The organism is Glutamicibacter sp. AGC84 (genome assembly GCF_053543575.1).
Genome location: NZ_JBLVOC010000001.1, coordinates 164,787 through 184,758 on the forward strand (window position 1 = coordinate 164,787; position 19,972 = coordinate 184,758).

The following is a 19,972-nucleotide window of genomic DNA, read 5'->3' on the forward strand; positions in this document are numbered from 1 at the left end:
CGCATGCCGGGCCATGGCAGCAAGTGCCGTGGCTTGGCGTCATGAGAGGATCAGCGTCCAGGTAACCACGGCAACCTCATCAGAATCGTTTTCCCAGCTATGCGGTTCACGCCCGGGGAAGGTGATCGTATCGCCTGCTTCGAGTTCTACGCGCTGATCAGGCAATACCAGGATGAATTTTCCAGCGATCACGTGCAGCACTTCCAGCTCGCAATCCACCGAATACAGTTCCGCTTCACCGGTGCCCTTGGGCGCAATCTCGGCGCGAATCATCTGCACCCGCTTCTCGCTGCGCGGCGTGACCAGCTGCTCCGTGATGCCGTCACCGCCCAGGGAAACACGGGGAGCTTGCTCCAGTCGGACCAGTTTCGTTTCAGGAACCTCGAAGAGGGTACCGACCTCCATGCCCAGCACTTCGCACAACCGTAAAAGAGTCGAAACCGAAGGGCTGGTCAGGTCGCGCTCCACACGCGAGAGGAAACCCTTGGTCAGTCCGGATAGCTCGGCGACCTGGTCAATGGTCATACGCTGGGTCTGGCGCACCCCGCGCAGCCTCGCACCGATATTGATCGCGGCACCGGTTGGTTCAACTGGCAAGGTTTTCATCGTTTGGCTCCTCGACGTTTTCTGCAGCAACAACCGCAACCACTTTGGCTTCAAGGCCTGCGGGGCAAGTTTACCAATGGTAAACACACCGCGCCCTCTACCGCGAGGCTGCAGCGCTCACTAGACTCTGTCCATGGACAGCACCAAGGACAAGCTCTGCGGGTACCTGAACGACGCGCGCGAGAATGCGATCTACAAGGCAGAAGGCCTCGCCGAGCACCTGGCACGCACTCCGCTCACCCCTACAGGCACCCATATCCTGGGAGTGCTGCACCATTTGGCGATCAATGAATACGAGTATTTCGGCACCTGCCTCAAGCGCAGGGCCGATGACCGCTACGTTCGCGAATTCATTGCGCCGCATGATCCCGACGCGGATTTCCTTCCGCCAGCAGATATGGATGCGCAACAGCTGATCGGCCTGTATCGGAAAGCCATCGCCTTCGCCGATGAAGCCATTAGCGACCTGCCCCTGGACTGCCCCGTAGAGGTACCGTGGTGGGGGCCAGCTGGCAAAACCACCTTGGACCACCTGCTCATCCATGCACTCGCCGAGACCTCCCGGCATGCAGGGCATCTGGATATTATCCGCGAGCAGCTCGATGGCCGTGCTGGCTGGACCGCGCAACTGGATCTGCTGCCCGGCTACACCGCGGGGCAATGGGCAGAACAACGCGAGAAGCTGCAGCAGCTGGCCAATGCCTTTGCCCCGGGAATTTGAGCCGCAGTCATATTACGCATTCGGACTTCACCGGGCCCTGCCGCCGGCGGTACCATCGGAAATGTTGCTTCACGAGACGCGGCGCCAAGCTCCGACTGGCCGCGCACCAACCCCAAGTTCATGGGTGGTTCGGATGAGGAAGCGGTCCGCGCATCAACAGGTGCACGGGCAAGAGCTCGCAAGAGAGTTGACCTCCATGGCATATCCGATTCTGCCCGTCATCGACCGCCAGACCGGCCAAGTGCAGTTCAAGGCCGAAGGGCGCTGGCGCACCCGCTACGTTGCGGATCCGCTCAGGCTTGAACGGCTCATTGCCCGTTGCGCCCGCAGGCCGACCTATGATCCGGCCACTTCTGAATTGCAGCTGGTGCTGCCGGTAGCCGGAGATCCAGCGGGCAAGCGAATTGCTTTTAGCCTTGCCAAATTCCCAAGTGCAGGAGCCCTGACTAAACTGGGTGGTTGATCCGATCCACGGGTTTCATTGGAAAATCCATGTTCCAGGAGAGTCATCGTCGCGATGCCACAGCACCCAGAAACCGAACCTACCAAAGCGCAGATCCAGCGATGGCGCAAGTATCTCGCTGATGAAGTCGCCGAAGGCTCCATCTACAGGGCCCTCGCGGAAAAGAAAACCGGGCAGGAACGGCAAATCCTGCTGGGCCTTGCAGAGGCGGAAGCCCGCCACGAATCCCACTGGCGCGTCCTGCTCGGCGAGCATTTCAAGGAAGTCCGCCCGTCGCTGCGACGCACCATGCTGCGCTTCCTGGCATTGCATTTCGGTTCGGTCTTCGTGCTGGCCATGGCCCAGCGCTCCGAAAGCAGTTCGCCCTACCGCGACGACAAGGACGCCACCGCGCAGATGGCAGCCGACGAACAGGTCCACGAAGAGGTCGTCCGGGCGCTGGCTACAGCAGGCCGTGCGCGCCTTTCGGGCAACTTCCGCGCTGCGGTCTTCGGCGCCAACGACGGGCTGGTTTCCAACCTGGCGTTGATCATGGGTATCGGTGCGACCGGTGTTTCAGCGACCTTCGTGCTGTTCTCCGGTGTTGCCGGTTTGCTGGCCGGCGCACTGTCCATGGCAGCTGGCGAATACGTCTCGGTGCGTTCCCAGCGCGAGCTGCTGACCGCCTCGCGTCCAACCCAGGTCACGCTGACCGCCGCCCCGAACCTCGATCTGGACGCCAACGAGCTGGTGCTGATCTACAAGGCCCGCGGCATGAGCGATGAAGATGCAGCGCACCGGGCCGCAGAACGCATGGGCCTGTTCACCTGCGATTGCAACCCCGATTTCTCGTTGAACCCGGAAGGCCGCGGCGAAGAACTCGAGAAGGAGCACCAGGAACTGGGGTCGGCCACCGGCGCGGCGGCCACCTCGTTCATCCTTTTCGCTTCCGGCGCGGTCGTGCCGATCCTGCCTTATATCCTTGGGCTCTCCGGCATGACCGCGATCCTCGTCTCGGTAGTCCTGGTGGGCGTGGCCCTGATGATCACCGGAGGGATCGTGGGGCTGCTTTCCGGTGCTTCCCCGCTCAAGCGCGGCCTGCGCCAGCTAGCCATCGGCTGGGGCGCAGCGGCCATCACCTACTGCTTGGGCCTGATCTTCGACGTCAGCATCGGATAGCAGCCTGCTGCGAATCGAATGCCGGTACAGCTTTGGCTGTACCGGCATTTTCCATGCCGTGCTCTAGTTGTTCTCCGGCCGCCGGGTACGCCGGCGCAGGGTTTGCATGCTCTGGATGAACTCCATCGCTTCTTCGGCGGTTTCCACCAGAGCAATCTTCTGTTCCATGACACGTTCCTTGGCCAGGGCCTGAAGCAGCGGCCAAGCAGGCAGATCCCTCGTCCAATAGTCCTTGCCGATCAGCACCATCGGCACCACGCGAGCACCGGTAGCGTAGTAGTTTTCGCAGGCATCCTGGAAGATTTCCTGCACCGTACCAGCGGCCCCGGGCAGAACTACCAGCCCGCCGTTGGACTGCTCCAGCAGAATCGCTTCACGAATGGAATTGGTGAAGAACTTGGCAATCTGGGTGGCAAACAGATTCGGCGGCTCGTGGCCGTAGAACCAGGTTGGCACGCCCAGGGACTGCCGCTGGCTCGGGAAACGCTCCTTGACCATCAGCGCAGTTCTCGCCCAGCCGGTGCGCTGATGAATCGCATCTGGCGCTTCGGCCAGCATCTGCAATGCCGTAGCGACATCTTCTGGTCCGTAATCGGCCAGCCATGCACCGGCGTTGGCGGCTTCCATTGCGCCGGGGCCTCCACCGGTGGCGACCGCGTAGCCGGCCCGGGTAATCATGCGCCCAAGCTCCAAAGCTTGCGCATACTGCGCGGTGCCCCGGCTCATCGCATGCCCGCCCATCACCCCGATAATCGGGGTTTCCTTGAACGTGCCCTCGTACACCGCCGAGACCAGCGCCTGGCCAATGTGGTGATCATGCAGGGTTTTTGCCAGCGCATTGCTATCGCTGTCGGAATTCACCGCTGCATGCTGCTGGGAGTACGCGTAGATCTTCGCATCAGGCACATGCTCGTAGGTCTGCGTCCGGATCCCCGAGTACAACTCATGCGGCGAATACAAGCCGCGAGCCACCGTCTCGAAGGGAAGCTCCTCCCCCGAGCTCATGCACAGCCCGCCAGTGGCTTGCACGATCTGCGCTCCTTGCGCGGAATACTGGCAATCGATGAATAGCGCTTCGGAAAGATCCAAGGATTCCAGCACGGTATCCCGTTCGCGCAGATCAACACGGTGCACTCGCCAGCCTTTTCCGCGTGCGCGGTGGGAAGCCAGCGCTTCAGCTGCGAGACGGTCGAATTCAACGAGCGTCGTTATGTTCACTGCGCGTGCTGGAAGGTAGGGCCACACTTGGGACATGCGTCAACGCTACGTCATAGATAGTGATTATTCACAGAAAGGCCCTTCAACTTTCGCGAAGGCCCGGAACGTGAAACGATGAGAGGATGATTGAATCTGTTCCACCAACCATTGATGCCCGCCACTTATTGGCTTTTCTGGGCAACGTTCCTTTCTTCTATGGAAAGAACCTGGCTGCAGAAGCAAATTCCGTGGTTGACGTGGAATTCGACGAAAGCACCCACCAGATCGAAGGCACCGTCACCGATTCTGGCGAAGAATATTCTCCGATGATCCAGGTCCTCATGGACGGTGGAGAGTGGAAGATCGAATCGTGCGAGTGCACCTGCGACGCACCGGGCATCTGCTCGCACATCGCGGCACTGGCTATTGTCTCCAACAAGATCGCTTCCCAGCCACGCGCCGTGCCCGCCCGGGAAGAGAAGCCGAACACAGTTTGGTCGCAGCAAATCGATTCATGGTTTGAAGAGTCCGAGCCGGGCCCGGCCGACGGCCTGCTTGGTTCGCAGCACGATCCGGTAGTGCCGATGGCGCTTCAGTTCCTGCTCTTCGACTCGAAGGACGCTACCCAGCAGCAACAGTGGATGCCGACCGGAACCATCCCGCACCCGACCCGCAATAAGCGCTTCCGCTTGGGAGTGCGCCCAATGGTTCGCAACACCGAAGGCCGTTGGGTTCGTGGCCAGCTTCGCTGGACCACCCTGGGCTTCAAGACCTACGGCTGGAACCTGTTGCGCGCGCAGCACCACTGGTTTACCCGCTTTGCCTCCATGGCGCGCAGCGACAGCCAGCTGCAGTTCAAGGTGGATGAAGACTGGCTGTTCCTGGACGAGTACGCTTCCGAGCTGCTCTGGCCACTGCTTGACCAAGCTGATGAGCTGGGAATTCCGCTGATCACGACCCGATCCGAGCAGCGCGTGCGCATCGTTGCTCCAGCAAGCTTCAGCATGCAGGCCTCCCTGGATGAGCAACGGCTGCAATTGGACGGTGTCCTGCACATTGCAAACCAGGATCTCATTCTCGATCCGGAGGCACCAAGCGGAGTCATCGCCGAGCATGGTTTCTATGCCCAGTTGGCTCAGCCTGATGAAATTTGGCTCGCGCCAAGTGTCGAGCCGATTCCTGACGCGCACCGCCGCTGGTATGTTGACCGCCGTCCGGTCACCGTGCCTCGGTCGGAGATCAACGATTTCTTTGAATCCTCCTACCCGCGTTTGGCCCGCCGTTTCGAGCTGCGTAGCGTTAGCGACGAGCTGGAATTGCCTGCTTTGAAACCGCCCTATGTGCAGGCGACCGTGGTCTACAAGCGCGAATTCAACGAGAATAACGAACCGAACGACACCGCCGCGCTGGACTTCCAGATCCTCTACCCGGGGATCCCTGGCGACCAGGAAGTGTATGACCTTGAGGCTGAGGAACTGCTTCAGGCCGCAGTGCATGAAGTTTTCCTGGTTCATGAAGAAAGCGGCAATCCCAACTTGTCGCCGAAGTTCTACGCCCGCGATGACACCATCGATTTCGTCACCGAGATCCTCCCCGCGCTGGAACGCATTCCTGAAGTCAAGCTGGTTGAGAAGGGTACCCGGCCGAAATTCCGTCAGCTGCGTGAACTTCCTCAGCTGAAGATCAATGCCGTGAATCATGAACGGACCGACTGGCTGGACCTTGGCTTGCTGATCACCGTGGGCAACCACGAGGTTCCTTTCTCGCAGATCGTCGAGGCCATGAGCAATGGCCAGATGAAGCTGCGCCTGCCGGATAACACGTGGTTCTCGTTGAACCACCCCATGTTCGCCAAGCTCAAGGCGCTCGTTGACGAGGCGCAGGCAATGAATGACAAGCCGAAGGAGGGAGACCTGAAGCTTACGGTCTTCCAAATCTCATTGTTCGAGGAACTTGATGAGATGGCTGAAGGCATTGACGGCGCGGACTTGTTTATCGCACGCATGCGTTCACTGCTCAAGGTCGCTGAAGCCCACCACGCGCAGGTGCCGAACACGCTGAACGCCCAATTGCGCCCTTACCAGGTTGAAGGGTTCCACTGGCTCTCTCGCCTGTACGAAGGCGGATTCGGCGGAATCCTCGCCGATGACATGGGCTTGGGCAAGACCTTGCAAACGATTGCCCTGATTCTCCATGCCCACAAGCTCTGGGCCGATCCGCAGGCATGTGCTCAGCTGCCCGCAACCCAGCGCACCCGTCTGCCGTTCTTGGTCGTCGCCCCGAGCTCGGTGGTTTCCAACTGGGAAATGGAAATCAACAAGTTCGCCCCATCCTTGCGGGTAGTCAGCGTCGAGGGCACCTTGCCTTCGCCACGGCAGCTGAAGGAACTGGCCGAGAATTACGATGTCATTCTCACGACCTATACCCTGTTGCGTCTGAACGACGAGATTTACGAGGCGCAGCGCTTTGCCGGCTTGATCCTCGATGAGGCGCAGTTCGTGAAGAACAAATCCACCAAGGCCCACCGCACCGCGGTGAACCTGCAGACCAATTTCAAATTGGCCGTCACTGGTACCCCGATGGAAAACAACCTTTCCGAGCTCGGTGCTTTGCTGTCGCTGGTTGCTCCGGCATTGTTCCTGAACACAACACGCTTTAATCGCCAATTCGCCCGCCCTATCGAAGTACTGGGCGACAAGGACACCCTTGCATTGCTGCAGCGTCGCATCAAGCCATTCATGCTGCGCCGCACCAAGGAATCCGTGGTGCTGGATCTTCCGGCCAAGCAGGAGCAACAGCTTCTGGTGCGCCTTTCCGAAGAACACCAGCATGTCTACGACACCCACCTGAACCGCGAACGCCAGAAAATCTTGCACCTGGTTGAAGATCTGGATCGCAACCGCTTCACCATTTTCCAGTCGCTGACCCATCTGCGCATGCTGGCCCTGGAACCTTCATTAGTGGATCCAGCGCTGTCGGACGTACCCGGTTCAAAGCTGGAAGCACTCTTCGACCAGCTCGATGATGTGGTGGGCGAAGGCCACCGTGCGCTGATCTTCAGCCAGTTCACTTCGTATCTGAAGGTGCTTGCCGACAAGCTGACCGAGCGTGGCGTGAAGTTCGTTTACCTGGACGGCAATACCCGCAACCGCGCCAAGGTCATCGAGCAGTTCAAGGAAGGCGAAGCTCCGCTGTTCTTGATCTCCTTGAAGGCCGGCGGCTTCGGCCTGAACCTGACCGAAGCGGACTACTGCTTCTTGCTGGATCCATGGTGGAACCCAGCTGTGGAAGCCCAGGCTATCGACCGTACGCACCGCATCGGCCAGACGCGACAGGTGATGGTGTACCGAATGATTTCGCAGGGCACCATCGAAGAGAAGGTTGTGGCGCTGCAGGAAAGCAAACGCAAGCTGATCTCGACAGTGATGGATGAAGCCGATGGATTCTCCAAGGCCTTGACCGCCCAAGATATCCGAGGACTGCTTGAGTAACAGGTTGATTAAATCCGCCGTATTAGCAGGCGGCGCTCAGTAAAACCCTGTATATTCGAAGTGACCGATGATGTGCGCTACGCCACACATAGTGCGTTCATCGGGCAAGTGCCCAGACGGATCCTCGTCCGGGCGATACGAACGACAAAGGCGGTAATAACCGTGTCCCTGATTAAATCGGAGACTCTCAGTACCCCCGATGATGACTGGATGAGTGCATCGGTGAGTATCAACAACGATCGTGTGGTGATTGAAACCGAACAGGAACGCCTGTCCCTGGAAAACGACCGGCTCCTGGAAAAGATTCGCAGAGTTCTGGCGTCTCCGCTCGAAGAGATTTTCTATAACCCGAAGCACCGAATGCTCCTGATTCCGGGCGCGTTCGCCGCCATCGGCTCTTCATTCCTGAGAGTTGATACTGAAGCTGCTGCCGGCCTCCGCGGCTAGCCTGCTTCGACTACATGCCCCAAGCTGCCCACCAGCAATCTTGGGGCATTTTTGTGCCCTGTGGACTGAGCGCCACCCGCTGCTGAACAGCGTGCGTTTTTTACCGTCGGGGGCCCTCATTTGCCACCGGATCCAGGACCTTCAAGGGCACCATTTTCGCGTTGCTTCGCTGTTTCCCAACACTGGCGCTCCGAGTCCTTCGACACAATTTCAGCTTTTTGCGCACCTCGATCCACAACTTGGCCAATGGCTCGTTTGCCCCATGCTTCCGTGGGTATTCGGCGGTAGGTCCACGCAGGATTCGGCTGCGTCCATGGGCGCGCATACGCCCCTGGAGAGCCCCTCGATCAGGGAATTAATCCAATTTTTGGTAAACTTAATGATTGTCCGCTTAAGCGTTTCATCGCTCAATGCCGGTTTTTCGCCGGATTTTTGAGTAGAAATCTATCGATTTCGACGAGTCACACGGCGACCGCAACCAGCTCCAGGAGCAGCTATTTCGCTCCTCATTCTTGTGGATGAATATGGTCGCCGGCACCGGGACAAGATCAAGAAAGATATGAGGAGTGAAACTATGGAAGCAAAAAACATACGGAAGCAGCGATTCCTGAGGAAACGCCGCCTGAAGGTAGAAGACGTCAACGTCGTCGATAATTCGATGCTCAAGAAAGCCATCGGCGGTACCGTCGTTGGCAATTTGATGGAATGGTACGACGTAGGTGTCTACGGCTATCTTGCAGTAATTATCGGCAAGCTCTTCATGCCCGACACCGTCGAGCCTGCAATCCAAACCCTGTTCAGCCTAGGCGTATTCGCTGTCACCTTCGTCGCGCGCCCGCTTGGTGGCGTGATTTTGGGCCAGCTGGGTGACCGAGTAGGACGCCAGAAGATTCTGGTCTTCACCCTGCTCATGATGGCAGCGGCCACGTTTGGCATCGGAATCCTCCCGGATTACTCGGTATGGGGTGTAGCAGCACCAATTCTCCTGGTCGTGTTGAAGCTTGCCCAGGGCTTCTCCACTGGCGGCGAGTACGCCGGTGCTACTACGTTCATTACCGAATACGCCCCGGACAAGCGGCGTGGATTCTTCGCCTCGCTGCTGGATCTAGGTTCCTACATGGGCTTCGCCCTGGGTGCCGCCTTCGTCTCCATCCTCCAGCTGACCCTGAGCGACGATGTCATGGAAGGCTTCGCATGGCGCATTCCATTCCTGGTGGCCCTTCCACTGGGTGTTATCGCACTGTGGTTCCGCGCCAAGATCGAAGACACTCCAGCCTTCAAGGAAGCCCAGGAAGCCGCTAACCGCGCGAGCGAGGACGCACGGAGCGCTGCCGATGCCCCGAAGGGCGTCATCGACCTGGTGAAGGCCTACTGGCGCGAATTGCTCACCGGCTTCGTACTGGTATCGGCTGCCAACACCGCCGGTTACGCACTGACCAGCTACATGCCTACGTACCTCACCGAGACGCTGGAATACGATCCGGTACACGGCAATCTGCTGACCCTGCCGATCCTGGTGGGCATGTCCTTGTGCATCCCGTTGGCGGGCAAGCTTTCCGATAGCGTGGGCCGTCGCAAGGTCCTGTTCATTGGTTCGGTTTCGGCCATCGTCCTGGCTATCCCTGCCTTCCTGTTCATGATGCATGGCCAGATCTGGTCCACCCTGCTTGGCCTTGCGCTGCTGGCTGTCCCGGTAGTCTTCTACGTTGCCAATCTGGCTTCGTCGTTGCCAGCGCTGTTCCCCACCGCCTCGCGTTACGGTGGCATGGGCATCTCGTACAACTTCGCCGTAGCCATCTTTGGTGGCTTCGCGCCGTTCATCATGCAGGCGTTGGTGACCCTGACCAAATCCTCCCTGGCTCCGGCCTTCTGGGTTATGGGCACCTCGGTCGCGGGGTTCATTGCGGTCTGCTACCTGCGCGAATCCGCTCGCAAGCCATTGCCCGGCTCGCTGCCTTCGGTTGCGTCGGAAGCGGAAGCCATTGAGCTAGTTGAAACCCAGGACGAGAACCCTGACCTCGATGTCGAAGCGCTCTTCGAGCAGGTTCCTGAATTGGAAATGAACTACCAGCAGGAGATTGCAGACGCCGAGGCGGAGCAGTCCCAGGCTAGATAGCCTCGCAATGGGGTTAAGCGATGGCGGAGCCGGTTCCAAGCGGAACTAGCCCCGCCATTGTTGTATCCGGCTCAACGGCTAGGAGGGCTGGCAGTAGGATTCATAGGCTGCTTGCGCAGCCCGTTGAGCCATCGCATCCAGCCTCAGCTTGCAGTCAAGGATTCCGAATTCGGAGTCGGACCAGGTGTCGAAGACCAGCGTGTAGCGGCTCTGCTGCTCGTTGAGGCATTGAACGCTATACGTGTAGGTCACGGGACGCGCTGCCCAGTAGCCCAGAAGCCCCGCAGACTGGTCGGAGCTTCTGATCAACGATTCCAGCCCGTCACTGGCATCGTAGGACTTTTCGGCGACAGTGGTTTCGGAGACGGCGCTGGCTGCCATGATCACTTCATTGACGTTGTCCCACTTGGGACGAGGGCTGAAGCTGATAGTCGAGCTGACGGGTGCGTCGATCAGAGTTTGGCGCATCTGCTGATCATGGAACCGGTCGACCCGGATCAGCTGCGGTGCACCACGCAACTGACCGCCACTGGCAATGTACGGTCGATCGCAGGAACTTGCCGTTTCGGGGCTCAAAGGCAACGGCCCCGCACTTTCGCCGGCCTCCGGGCTCGTGCATGATGCCAATGCCAGGGATAAGCACGCTAGTGTTACCCAGTAGCTTCTCCGCATCATCGGCAATCCTTTTTTAAGACCCTGGAACCATATATTCTAATCAGCTTATGAGTGCATCAGCGGTTTGACTAGAAGATTTCAATTAAATGCGAAACGGTCGCCGCTTCTCCTGAAGATTCAGGAGAAACGGCGACCGTTCGTTTCCGGCGTATGCTCCAGGGCGTCAGCCCTGGTTCAGCGTCAGCTTAGAGAGCTGCGTAAACTTCGCGCAGCAGCACAGCAGTCTCCGAAGGAGTCTTGCCGACCTTGACGCCCGCAGCTTCCAGTGCTTCCTTCTTCGCCTGGGCGGTGCCAGCCGAACCGGAAACGATGGCGCCTGCGTGGCCCATGGTCTTGCCCTCAGGAGCGGTGAAGCCAGCCACGTAGCCAACAACTGGCTTGGTGACGTTGGCCTTGATGTAATCAGCAGCGCGCTCTTCAGCGTCGCCACCGATTTCACCGATCATGACGATGGCCTTGGTCTCTGGATCAGCTTCGAAAGCAGCCAGGGCATCGATGTGGGTGGTGCCGATGACTGGGTCGCCGCCGATGCCGATTGCGGTCGAGAAGCCCAAGTCGCGCAGTTCGTACATCATCTGGTAGGTCAGGGTACCTGACTTGGAAACCAAGCCGATTGGGCCCTTGCCGGTGATGTTGTTCGGGGTGATACCAACCAGTGCTTCACCTGGGGTGATGATGCCTGGGCAGTTAGGGCCGATGATGCGGGTGATCTGGCTGCCGTCGGCGTCAACCTTCGACTGTGCCAGAGCCCAGAACTCAGCGGAGTCCTGTACTGGAACACCTTCGGTGATGACTACAACGAGGCCAACTTCGGCCTCGATAGCCTCAACGACTGCGTCCTTGGTGAACTTAGGTGGGACGAAGACGATCGATACGTCTGCGCCGGTCTCGGCCTTGGCCTCAGCCACGGTGCCGTACACCTTGATGTCCTGGTCGCCGTGGGTCACGGTGGTGCCGGCCTTGCGGGCGTTAACGCCGCCAACAATGTTGGTGCCAGCCTTGAGCATCAGGGCGGTGTGCTTGGTGCCTTCGCCGCCGGTGATGCCCTGGACGATGACCTTGGAGTCCTTGTTCAGGTAAATGCTCATTGTTCGCTTATCCCTCTTACTTCGCTGCGTTGGCGAGCTCGGCAGCCTTGTCGGCGCCCTCATCCATGGTTGCTGCCAGGGTGACCAACGGGTGGTTGGCCTCGGCCAAGATGGCGCGACCCTCTTCAACGTTGTTGCCGTCCAGGCGGACAACCAGTGGCTTGTTCGCTGCGTCACCCAGGGTGTTCAGCGCGCCAACGATGCCGTTTGCGACAGCGTCACATGCGGTGATGCCACCGAAGACGTTGACGAAGACCGACTTGACCTGTGGGTCATTCAGGATGACGTCAAGGCCGTTAGCCATGACCTCAGCCGATGCGCCACCGCCAATGTCAAGGAAGTTAGCAGGCTTGACCGAACCGTGGTTCTCGCCAGCGTAGGCAACAACGTCCAGGGTCGACATGACCAGGCCAGCACCGTTGCCGATGATGCCTACTTCGCCGTCCAGCTTGACGTAGTTCAGGCCAGCGGCCTTTGCCTTGGCTTCCAGCGGATCGGCTGCGCCCTTGTCCTCGAGCTCTTCGTGAGCCGGGTGGCGAACCTCAGATGCGTTGTCGTCCAGGGAAACCTTGCCATCCAGTGCAACGATGTCACCGGCACCGGTCTTCACCAGTGGGTTTACCTCTACGAGGGTGGCGTCTTCTTCCTTGAATACAACCCAGAGCTTCTGGATGGTGTCTGCAACCTTTGCGCGCAGCTCTTCAGGGAAGTTAGCTGCCTCAACGATTTCAGCGGCCTTCGCGGCATCAATGCCGACGATTGGGTCAACGGCAACCTTCGCCAGAGCATCCGGGCGCTCAACTGCGAGCACCTCGATCTCCATGCCACCTTCTACCGAGCACATGGCCAGGTAGTTGCGGTTTGCACGGTCCAGCAGTACGGAGAAGTAGAATTCCTCAGCAATGTCGGCGCCCTGAGCGATCATGACCTTGTTTACGGTGTGGCCCTTGATGTCCATACCGAGGATGTTGGAAGCGTGCTCGAAAGCTTCGTCGGCGGTCTTAGCGACCTTGACGCCGCCAGCCTTGCCACGGCCACCAACCTTGACCTGTGCCTTTACTACAACAACGCCGCCGATCTTCTCAGCTGCGGCTTTTGCTTCTTCCGGGGTGTAAGCGACGATACCGGCAAGCACGGGAACGCCGTGTGCCTCGAATAGATCGCGCGCCTGGTACTCATACAGGTCCACGGGTTTGTGTCCTTCGTTCGAAGTTCATGCTGACTCGCGGCACGGCCACAGACCGAAATCCATGCCATGCCAAAGAGAGCGCACCGCAACTACCGGGACGTCGTTAGGCGCCGTAGCCCGTGCGCACCTCTCAGACTATCCCGACTTTCGCAAACTTCCCACTTTTACAACACGTAGAGAAACTCGCGGGTCCTGCAGTAAAGCAGCCGAATGTGACGCAGGAAACACGGAGGGCCGGTCGGCTACTCCACGATTTCTAGCGGTGCATAGCGCAGCAATAGCCTCTTCTCGGAGTCCGGGAACTGCACCTTGGCCACCGTCTTGTCGCCTGCGCCTTCTAAAGCAATAACAGTGCCCAAGCCAAACGAGGAATGCTTAACATTCTGCCCGACTTCAGGGATGGTAATGTCCTTATTCTGCACAACTCGCGTCTTGGAAATAGGGGCGGCGTTGTGCCCTCGCACCGGTTGCGCCGATGCCGAACCTGCACCCCAGTGGCTGCCACGTTCATATCTGCTCGTGGCGAAATTCACCGCTGCGTTACCGAAACCGAAGCCCATTCCACCGCCAGAGCCCTCGCTCTTCCAATCGATCAGCTCGCCCGGAACCTCTTCCAGGAACTGGCTCGCAGGGTTGTACTGGGCCTGCCCCCAGAGGCTGCGCTGCTCGGCACGGGTCAGGTACAGGCGTTCACGGGCACGGGTCAGTCCGACATAGGCCAAGCGGCGTTCTTCGGCGAGTTCCTTCTCGTCGGTCATGGAACGCTGGTGCGGGAAGACACCGTGCTCCATGCCCGTCAGGAAGACCACCGGGAATTCCAAGCCCTTGGCAGTATGCAGGGTCATCAAGGTGACCACGCCTTCCTGCACGGCCATTGCTGCTCCCTCATCATCGCTGGGAGCCTCTGGAATCTGGTCGGCATCGGCTACGAGCGCCACGCGCTCCAGGAACCCTTCGAGACCGCCTTCCGGTTCTTCGTTCACGTAGTCCCGGACCACGGCGACCAATTCGGCAAGGTTCTCCACCCGCGACTCATCCTGCGGATCCGAGGAGAGCCGAAGGGTCTCCAGGTATCCGGTCTGCTCCAGCACTGCTTCAAGGGCCTCTGCCGGCCCTGAGCCTTCCGCCACGGTCTTCAAGTCATCCATCATGGAGACAAACGCAGCAGTCATCTTGATTCCGCGGGTTCCCAAGCCTGGTGCTTCATCCGAACGGCGCAATGCGTCCATGAAGGAAACGCGATCCCGTTCAGCCAACGCTGCCACGGCGCCTTCGGCACGGTCGCCGATGCCGCGCTTGGGCTCGTTGAGGATACGGCGGACGTTGATGTCATCATCCGGGTTCACCAAGGCGCGCAGGTAGGCCAGTGCGTCCTTGATTTCCTTGCGGTCGTAGAACCGGGTGCCGCCGACTACGCGGTACTTCAGGTCCACGCGCATCAGCTGTTCTTCCAGTGCACGCGATTGGGCGTTAGTGCGGTAGAAGATCGCCACGTCGCCCGGGCGGACATCCTCGTCATCGTTCAAGCGCAGTATTTCTTCGGCAATCCAGCGTGCTTCGTCGGATTCTGATTCACCAACATAACCGGTGATCTTCTCGCCGTCGCCGCTGGCAGTCCACAGCTTCTTGTCATTGCGGTCCGGGTTTCGCTTGATGACCTCGTTGGCCGCGGACAGAATCGTCTGGGTGGAACGATAGTTCTGTTCCAGCTTGATGGTTGCCGCGTTCGGATAGTCCTTTTCGAAGTCGACGATGTTGCGGATATCGGCACCGCGGAAAGCGTAAATCGACTGGTCCGAGTCGCCGACAACGGTCAGTTCGCCAGGGACGGTATCACCTTCGGCACCGGTGAGTTCACGCACCAGCGAGTACTGGGCGTGGTTAGTATCCTGGTATTCGTCAATGAGCACATGGCGGAACCGGCGGCGGTAGTTATCGGCCACTCGCGGGAACGCACGGAACATGTAGACGACCTGTCCAATCAGGTCGTCGAAGTCCATGGCGTTGGCAGCGCGCAGGCGACGGGTGTAACCGCGGTAGACCTCGGAAACGGCTCGCGAGAACGGATCATTGGTATTGATCGTCGCCGCGTAGTCTTCATCATCTATCAGCTCATTTTTCAACGAGGAGATCTTGTGGGCAATCGCCTTGGGCGTGAAACGCTTCGGGTCGATCTCCAAAGATTTGGCGACTAAGGTGATCAGGCGCAAGGAATCCGTGGAGTCATAGATTGAGAAGTTGGATTTCATTCCAATGGTGGCCGCCTCGCGACGCAAAATACGCACGCATGAGGAGTGGAAAGTAGAGATCCACATCTTCTTCGCTTGCTCGTCGCCAATAAGCTCAGCGGCTCGTTCACGCATTTCGGCAGCGGCCTTGTTGGTGAAGGTGATCGCCAGGATTTCGTGCGGCCGAGCACGTCCGGTCGCCAGGAGGTAGGCAATGCGGTGCGTGAGCACACGGGTCTTTCCTGAACCAGCGCCGGCCACGATCAGCAACGGGCCCCCAGCATAACGAACTGCTTCTTCCTGCTGCGGGTTCATGCCGACCAAAAGCTCCTCAGCAGTGGGCATGACCTGCTGTGCGGTATCCGGGGCGAAATCGTCAAAAAGGAAATCCATGATGTAGCCAGTCTACGTGGAGCGCCGGACACTTTCAGTGTGAGCGGGAAAGCCCACGCTATTGGCCGGGCATAATAGGAGATATGGCAAAGAAGGTCAGGAAAACCAAGGAATACCGCAAGCCCCAGCAGTTCACCCAGGCGCCGAACGCGCCGCGTGGCATGAACATGGGGCCAGGCAAGGTGCAAAGCACCTCCCACCAGAACAGTTCGAACCCGATGCTGCTGATCTCGGTGGGCTTGATCATATGCGCTGCGCTATTCGCGTACTACCATCTGCTCACGATGGTGCAGATGCAGGACCTCAGCGATTCCCTGGCGATGCCCGATCAGCGTATTTTCGGCTACACCGTAAGCGACATAGAAGCATTGCGGGGCGCCATGGATGAAGATGCTGTTGGCCAGCTCAACTACTTGCACAAGACCGCTGGTTTCCTCTTCCCGATGTTTACTGCGGTCTTCTCCATGCTGTTGTTCATCCGCTGGATTCCTCACCGCCAGACGCGTTGGCTGGCTTGGGTTGCCCCTCTGGGCTTCGCGGCAATTGATATTTGGGAGAACTTCGCAATTGATGCCCTGTTCACTGGAGACCTCAGTGAAGGAGCTGTCGTTTTGGCATCGATCCTCACGACCATCCGCTGGGCACTGCTGATCATCACTGCGGGTCTTGTTGTGGGTCTTGGCGCTATCCGTGCCAATCGTGCGCTCAAGGCAAAGATGCTCGCAATTCGCGAGGGTACTGCCTAAGCCAGTGCGTGGGAATTACACCCGGGACATCCTAGTAAGATAGTGTTGTTGGTGTTTTCACGCCCATGCCCCTGTAGCTCAGTAGGATAGAGCGACCCTCTCCTAAAGGGTAGGCCGTCGGTTCGATTCCGGCCAGGGGCACAACTAGTGCCTTGTTTCCAGTCCTCGGACGGGAAACAAGGCTCTTGTCGTTACTACGGCGTTAAGCACTGCGGGTACGTTCCATCTGGAACGTACCCGCAGTGCTTAGCATGAGTCTGGCTTAACGCAGCAGCAATGCGGTCGCCTTTGGCGACAGCGAAGCGTCCATGACCACGCAAGCGCCACCGATGGCGCCGACGTTGGAGCCGAGCTCGGAGGTGCGGGTTTCGATTTCATGCACTCCGCGCAGGGCGAAGCGGCGGCCAATGGCGTCACGGACTTGGTCGTCGACCAGTTCGGATACCTTTTCCCACTGTGGACCGCCGAAGACGACTTCGCGAACGTCGAGCGAGTTGGCAAGCTGGCCGGCAACTTCGCCAACCTTGATCATGGCTTCGGTGACCAGTTCCTTGGCGACCTTGTTTCCTTCGTGAGCCAGCTCGTAGAGGCGGTTCATTCCGGCAGCCCGCTGTTCCGGGCCAACGATTTCGTAGCTTGGCAGTTCCAGCCCGCGTTCCTTGGCCTGCGCAGCGATGAATTCGTAGGAGGTGCCTGAAGCGAGGCAATCCTCCGCACCGCATTGTTCGCAGGCCACAGATTTGTAACCGGTTGAGTAGTGGCCGATTTCGCCAGCGTTGTTGCTTGCACCGTGGTGGACATCGCCGTTGAATACCAGACCAGCGCCGAAGCCGTGACCGCAGTAAATGAAGACGAAGTCGTTGTTCTTCTCTTCCTTGGACTGCCACAGTTCGCCAACTGCCGAAGCGATGGTGTCCTTTTCGATGATGACCTGCAAGCGCAAGAGCTTGCGCAGTGGGTTCACCAGTTCAACATCTGCCCAGCCATCGAGCAGTGGCGGGTTCAGCACCACTCCTTCTTCGACGTTCACTGGACCCGGAACAGCAATGCCGACACCGACGATGTGCTTCTTCGGCACGCGGATCTCGGCAATGAGTTCCTTGACCGTAGTTGCCATGAGCTGGACAGTTTCGGTAGCTACTTCGAGGTTGGGAACTTCGATGCGGCGTTCGCGCAGAACCTCGCCGCGCAGGTTCATTGCGACGAAGGTCAGCACGCTGGGGTCTAGGTGGATGCCAATGGAAACAAGACGGTTGCCTTCGAGCTCCAGAACGGTGCGAGGCTTGCCTGGTCCGGAGACGATCGTGCGGTCTTCTCGAACGATTCCGTCATCCAGCAAACGGCGGACAACGTTGGAAATGGTCTGTGGCGACAGACCAGTCGAACCGGCCAGTTCAACGCGGCTAATTCCTTCTGGTGCCCGTCGAATTGACTCAAGAATTACGGCTTGGTTGAAGTCTCCCAAGCGTCCTAGATTTGTACCCCGTCGCATTTATTGCTCCATAGATCTGTAAAGTTGATGGATCGATCTTTCAATTCCAACGTTTTCGGTAGTCATCAATACTTCGGTTAGATACTGCGAGTAAAGTAACCATGATGAACTAGAACTAAAACCGTTGGAGATCCAATTAAGCACGTTACCATCTCTAACTCCTATAAACACGCGATATTGTGTTTTAGTGAAGAAAAATTTGACGATCTCAGCGGCGTGTTTAGTCAACAACCAAGGAGAAATCCTCCTGGTTCGCAAGCGTGGAACAACGAAGTTCATGCAACCTGGCGGCAAACCGGAAGCCGGGGAAACAGCGTTACAAACTATCATTCGAGAAATTCGTGAAGAATTGGGCCTCAGCTTCACCGCTGACGAGCTGCGATACGACGGCGAATGGATCGGACCGGCTGCCAACGAGGCGGACACGATGATCCGTGCCTCTTTATACAGCGCAGCCTTCGATGGCGAACTCGCCCCGCTAGCGGAATTGGAGGAGCTGCTGTGGATCGACCCGCAGGTGGCTCTGGAACGCGACGATCTAGCTCCGTTGCTTCGCGACCGCGTCCTGCCGCTAGCCATTGAACGCAGCAAGAAATAAGCGCCGCTGGGTTCCTCCCAGCAGCATCAGGCCAGCGGCTAGCTTGCGTGCAAGTATTCGTCCCATGCCGCATCAACGTGCTGCAGTCCCGAAACCAGATGGCCAGCAACGCGTGGACGATGGGGTGTAATACGCAGTTGCCAGCCCAGTTGCGAGAGCATCTTGTCCGCTTTGCGGCTATTGCATAGCAGGCAAGCGGCCACCAGGTTCTCCCAGGTGTTCTGGCCTCCCCTGCTGCGGGGAATGACGTGGTCAATCGTATTGGCAGCTTTGCCGCAATACGCGCAGGTAAAAGCGTCTCTACGCAGAACGCCCCTACGTGTGACATGTTGCATGTCCCTGTAGGGGCGTCGTACATAGCGTTTCAGAACGATGACAGTTGGCCGAGGTAGATCTCCATGAGAACTGCGGATGGGGGCGAGATCATCTTGGAGAACGATGCTCGCTTTTTCGGTCATGACTAGCACTAGTGCTCGACGGAACGTCACAACTGCTAGTGGTTCGTATCCTGCGTTTAATACCAAAGTTCGCATTGCTCGTACTACCTTCATGAACCGATGGCCACCATCTGGCATTGATGGAGCTCGCGTTCTGCTCGGAGTGTCTCTAAGCGCTAGCCTATGCGATGCTTCGGATTATTGGTGGGTACCTAACCAAGAAATTGTCTTCTTTTCGGGCTATAGGCAATAAAGTGTGTCTGAAAACCTGATCCTGCCCCGGAAAGCCGGGGCAGGATCAAGGTTCACATGGGTATTGAATCCATAAGTGTGAAGCTTACTGGACAATCCCATACTTGTATTATCTGTCATTCCCGACTGAATAAAAACGGAACCACCTCCAAAGGAACCCAGCGCTGGCGCTGCATCACCTGCAATGCCAGCACCGTTTTCAAGCGCGAAGACACCACCGCCCGCAACCAACTCACCGGCTTCGTCACTTGGCTGATGAGCAAACATTCCCAAGCCGAATTCGGCGGCGGAACCGGCCGCACCTTCCGGCATCAGACCGCTTGGTGCTGGAACGTGCACCCCTACCTGCATCACACCGGCGAGGTCTTCGACGAGATCCAAGTCGACGGCATCTATCTGCGCCAAGGCTGGTGCCTGCTGATCGCCATCGCTCACGGACGTGTCATCGGATGGCAGTGGTGCGACCGCGAAAAAGCCGAGGCCTGGACCGTGTTGCTGCAGCATTTCCCCGAACCGAAAGTCGTGGTGACCGACGGCGGATCAGGCCTGATGAAAGCGCTCAAAGAGTTCTGGCCGAACGTGAAAATTCAACGCTGCTTGGTGCATATCCAGCGCAACGTGCGCACCTACCTGACCCTGAATCCGCGTTTGCCTGCAGGGAAGTCGTTACGTCGA

16 protein-coding genes, 1 tRNA gene, 1 pseudogene and 1 riboswitch are annotated in these 19,972 nt (G+C 58.4%); of the genes and pseudogenes, 10 read left to right on the forward strand and 8 right to left on the reverse strand.

The window, feature by feature from the left end:
* Positions 1–39 precede the first annotated feature (39 nt).
* Complete coding sequence (locus ACNPN0_RS00800; RefSeq protein ID WP_105661607.1) at positions 40–606, reverse strand: helix-turn-helix domain-containing protein; 567 nt, start codon at positions 604–606, stop codon at positions 40–42.
* A 133-nt stretch (positions 607–739) separates the two neighbouring features.
* Between ACNPN0_RS00800 and ACNPN0_RS00805 the strand changes: the two genes are divergently transcribed.
* The 3 genes from ACNPN0_RS00805 (at position 740) to ACNPN0_RS00815 (ending at position 2,948) form a co-directional block, all read left to right on the forward strand.
* Positions 740–1,327, forward strand: coding sequence for a DinB family protein (locus ACNPN0_RS00805; protein ID WP_448937310.1), 588 nt, complete (start codon positions 740–742; stop codon positions 1,325–1,327).
* A gap of 67 nt (positions 1,328–1,394) precedes the next feature.
* A riboswitch (SAM riboswitch) is annotated at positions 1,395–1,508 on the forward strand.
* 15 nt (positions 1,509–1,523) lie between these two features.
* Positions 1,524–1,790, forward strand: a complete 267-nt coding sequence (locus ACNPN0_RS00810) for a hypothetical protein (protein WP_434693628.1) — start codon at positions 1,524–1,526, stop codon at positions 1,788–1,790.
* A 54-nt stretch (positions 1,791–1,844) separates the two neighbouring features.
* A complete protein-coding gene (locus ACNPN0_RS00815) occupies positions 1,845–2,948 on the forward strand; it encodes a VIT1/CCC1 transporter family protein (protein ID WP_105657316.1) in 1,104 nt (367 codons plus the stop codon).
* Between the two features lie 63 nt (positions 2,949–3,011).
* Here ACNPN0_RS00815 and ACNPN0_RS00820 read toward each other — a convergent pair whose 3' ends face one another.
* Entirely contained in the window at positions 3,012–4,202 is a 1,191-nt protein-coding gene (locus ACNPN0_RS00820; protein ID WP_448937309.1) for an LOG family protein, read from the reverse strand.
* Between the two features lie 86 nt (positions 4,203–4,288).
* Here ACNPN0_RS00820 and ACNPN0_RS00825 point away from each other — a divergent pair, with 86 nt between their 5' ends.
* The 3 genes from ACNPN0_RS00825 to ACNPN0_RS00835 all read left to right on the forward strand — a co-directional run bounded on the left by ACNPN0_RS00825 (position 4,289) and on the right by ACNPN0_RS00835 (position 10,199).
* Complete coding sequence (locus ACNPN0_RS00825) at positions 4,289–7,636, forward strand: SNF2-related protein (protein ID WP_448937308.1); 3,348 nt, start codon at positions 4,289–4,291, stop codon at positions 7,634–7,636.
* Between the two features lie 210 nt (positions 7,637–7,846).
* On the forward strand, positions 7,847–8,083 hold the full coding sequence (locus ACNPN0_RS00830) for a hypothetical protein (RefSeq protein ID WP_105657313.1): 237 nt from the start codon (positions 7,847–7,849) through the stop codon (positions 8,081–8,083).
* Between the two features lie 574 nt (positions 8,084–8,657).
* Positions 8,658–10,199, forward strand: coding sequence for an MFS transporter (locus ACNPN0_RS00835; protein WP_434693622.1), 1,542 nt, complete (start codon positions 8,658–8,660; stop codon positions 10,197–10,199).
* Between the two features lie 78 nt (positions 10,200–10,277).
* On the opposite strand, the gene ACNPN0_RS00840 is transcribed toward ACNPN0_RS00835, so the two are convergent.
* From ACNPN0_RS00840 to pcrA, 4 genes are all read right to left on the reverse strand, one after another.
* The gene (locus tag ACNPN0_RS00840) at positions 10,278–10,667 is read right to left on the reverse strand and encodes a hypothetical protein (protein WP_448937307.1); all 390 of its coding nucleotides are present in this window, start codon (positions 10,665–10,667) and stop codon (positions 10,278–10,280) included.
* A 392-nt stretch (positions 10,668–11,059) separates the two neighbouring features.
* Positions 11,060–11,962 carry a succinate--CoA ligase subunit alpha gene (sucD, locus tag ACNPN0_RS00845; protein WP_448937306.1) on the reverse strand — a complete coding sequence of 301 codons (903 nt, stop codon included), beginning with the start codon at positions 11,960–11,962 and terminating at the stop codon, positions 11,060–11,062.
* Positions 11,963–11,978: 16 nt separating this feature from the next.
* Positions 11,979–13,151, reverse strand: coding sequence for an ADP-forming succinate--CoA ligase subunit beta (sucC, locus tag ACNPN0_RS00850; protein WP_105659137.1), 1,173 nt, complete (start codon positions 13,149–13,151; stop codon positions 11,979–11,981).
* 242 nt (positions 13,152–13,393) lie between these two features.
* Positions 13,394–15,772 carry a DNA helicase PcrA gene (gene pcrA / locus ACNPN0_RS00855; RefSeq protein ID WP_448937305.1) on the reverse strand — a complete coding sequence of 793 codons (2,379 nt, stop codon included), beginning with the start codon at positions 15,770–15,772 and terminating at the stop codon, positions 13,394–13,396.
* 83 nt (positions 15,773–15,855) lie between these two features.
* Between pcrA and ACNPN0_RS00860 the strand changes: the two genes are divergently transcribed.
* Both ACNPN0_RS00860 and ACNPN0_RS00865 read left to right on the forward strand, forming a co-directional pair.
* Positions 15,856–16,518 (forward strand): hypothetical protein, encoded by a 663-nt coding sequence (locus tag ACNPN0_RS00860; protein WP_448937304.1) that lies wholly within the window; start codon positions 15,856–15,858, stop codon positions 16,516–16,518.
* 67 nt (positions 16,519–16,585) lie between these two features.
* Positions 16,586–16,659 (forward strand) — tRNA-Arg (locus ACNPN0_RS00865).
* Between the two features lie 121 nt (positions 16,660–16,780).
* Here ACNPN0_RS00865 and ACNPN0_RS00870 read toward each other — a convergent pair.
* Positions 16,781–18,010 carry an ROK family transcriptional regulator gene (locus tag ACNPN0_RS00870; protein ID WP_105661599.1) on the reverse strand — a complete coding sequence of 410 codons (1,230 nt, stop codon included), beginning with the start codon at positions 18,008–18,010 and terminating at the stop codon, positions 16,781–16,783.
* Between the two features lie 187 nt (positions 18,011–18,197).
* Here ACNPN0_RS00870 and ACNPN0_RS00875 point away from each other — a divergent pair, with 187 nt between their 5' ends.
* Positions 18,198–18,608 (forward strand): NUDIX hydrolase, encoded by a 411-nt coding sequence (locus tag ACNPN0_RS00875; RefSeq protein WP_448937303.1) that lies wholly within the window; start codon positions 18,198–18,200, stop codon positions 18,606–18,608.
* 38 nt (positions 18,609–18,646) lie between these two features.
* On the opposite strand, the gene ACNPN0_RS00880 is transcribed toward ACNPN0_RS00875, so the two are convergent.
* Entirely contained in the window at positions 18,647–19,141 is a 495-nt protein-coding gene (locus tag ACNPN0_RS00880) for an HNH endonuclease (RefSeq protein ID WP_105659132.1), read from the reverse strand.
* A gap of 213 nt (positions 19,142–19,354) precedes the next feature.
* Here ACNPN0_RS00880 and ACNPN0_RS00885 point away from each other — a divergent pair.
* Positions 19,355–19,972, forward strand: a pseudogene (locus ACNPN0_RS00885) (IS256-like element ISAar5 family transposase); the annotation flags it as partial.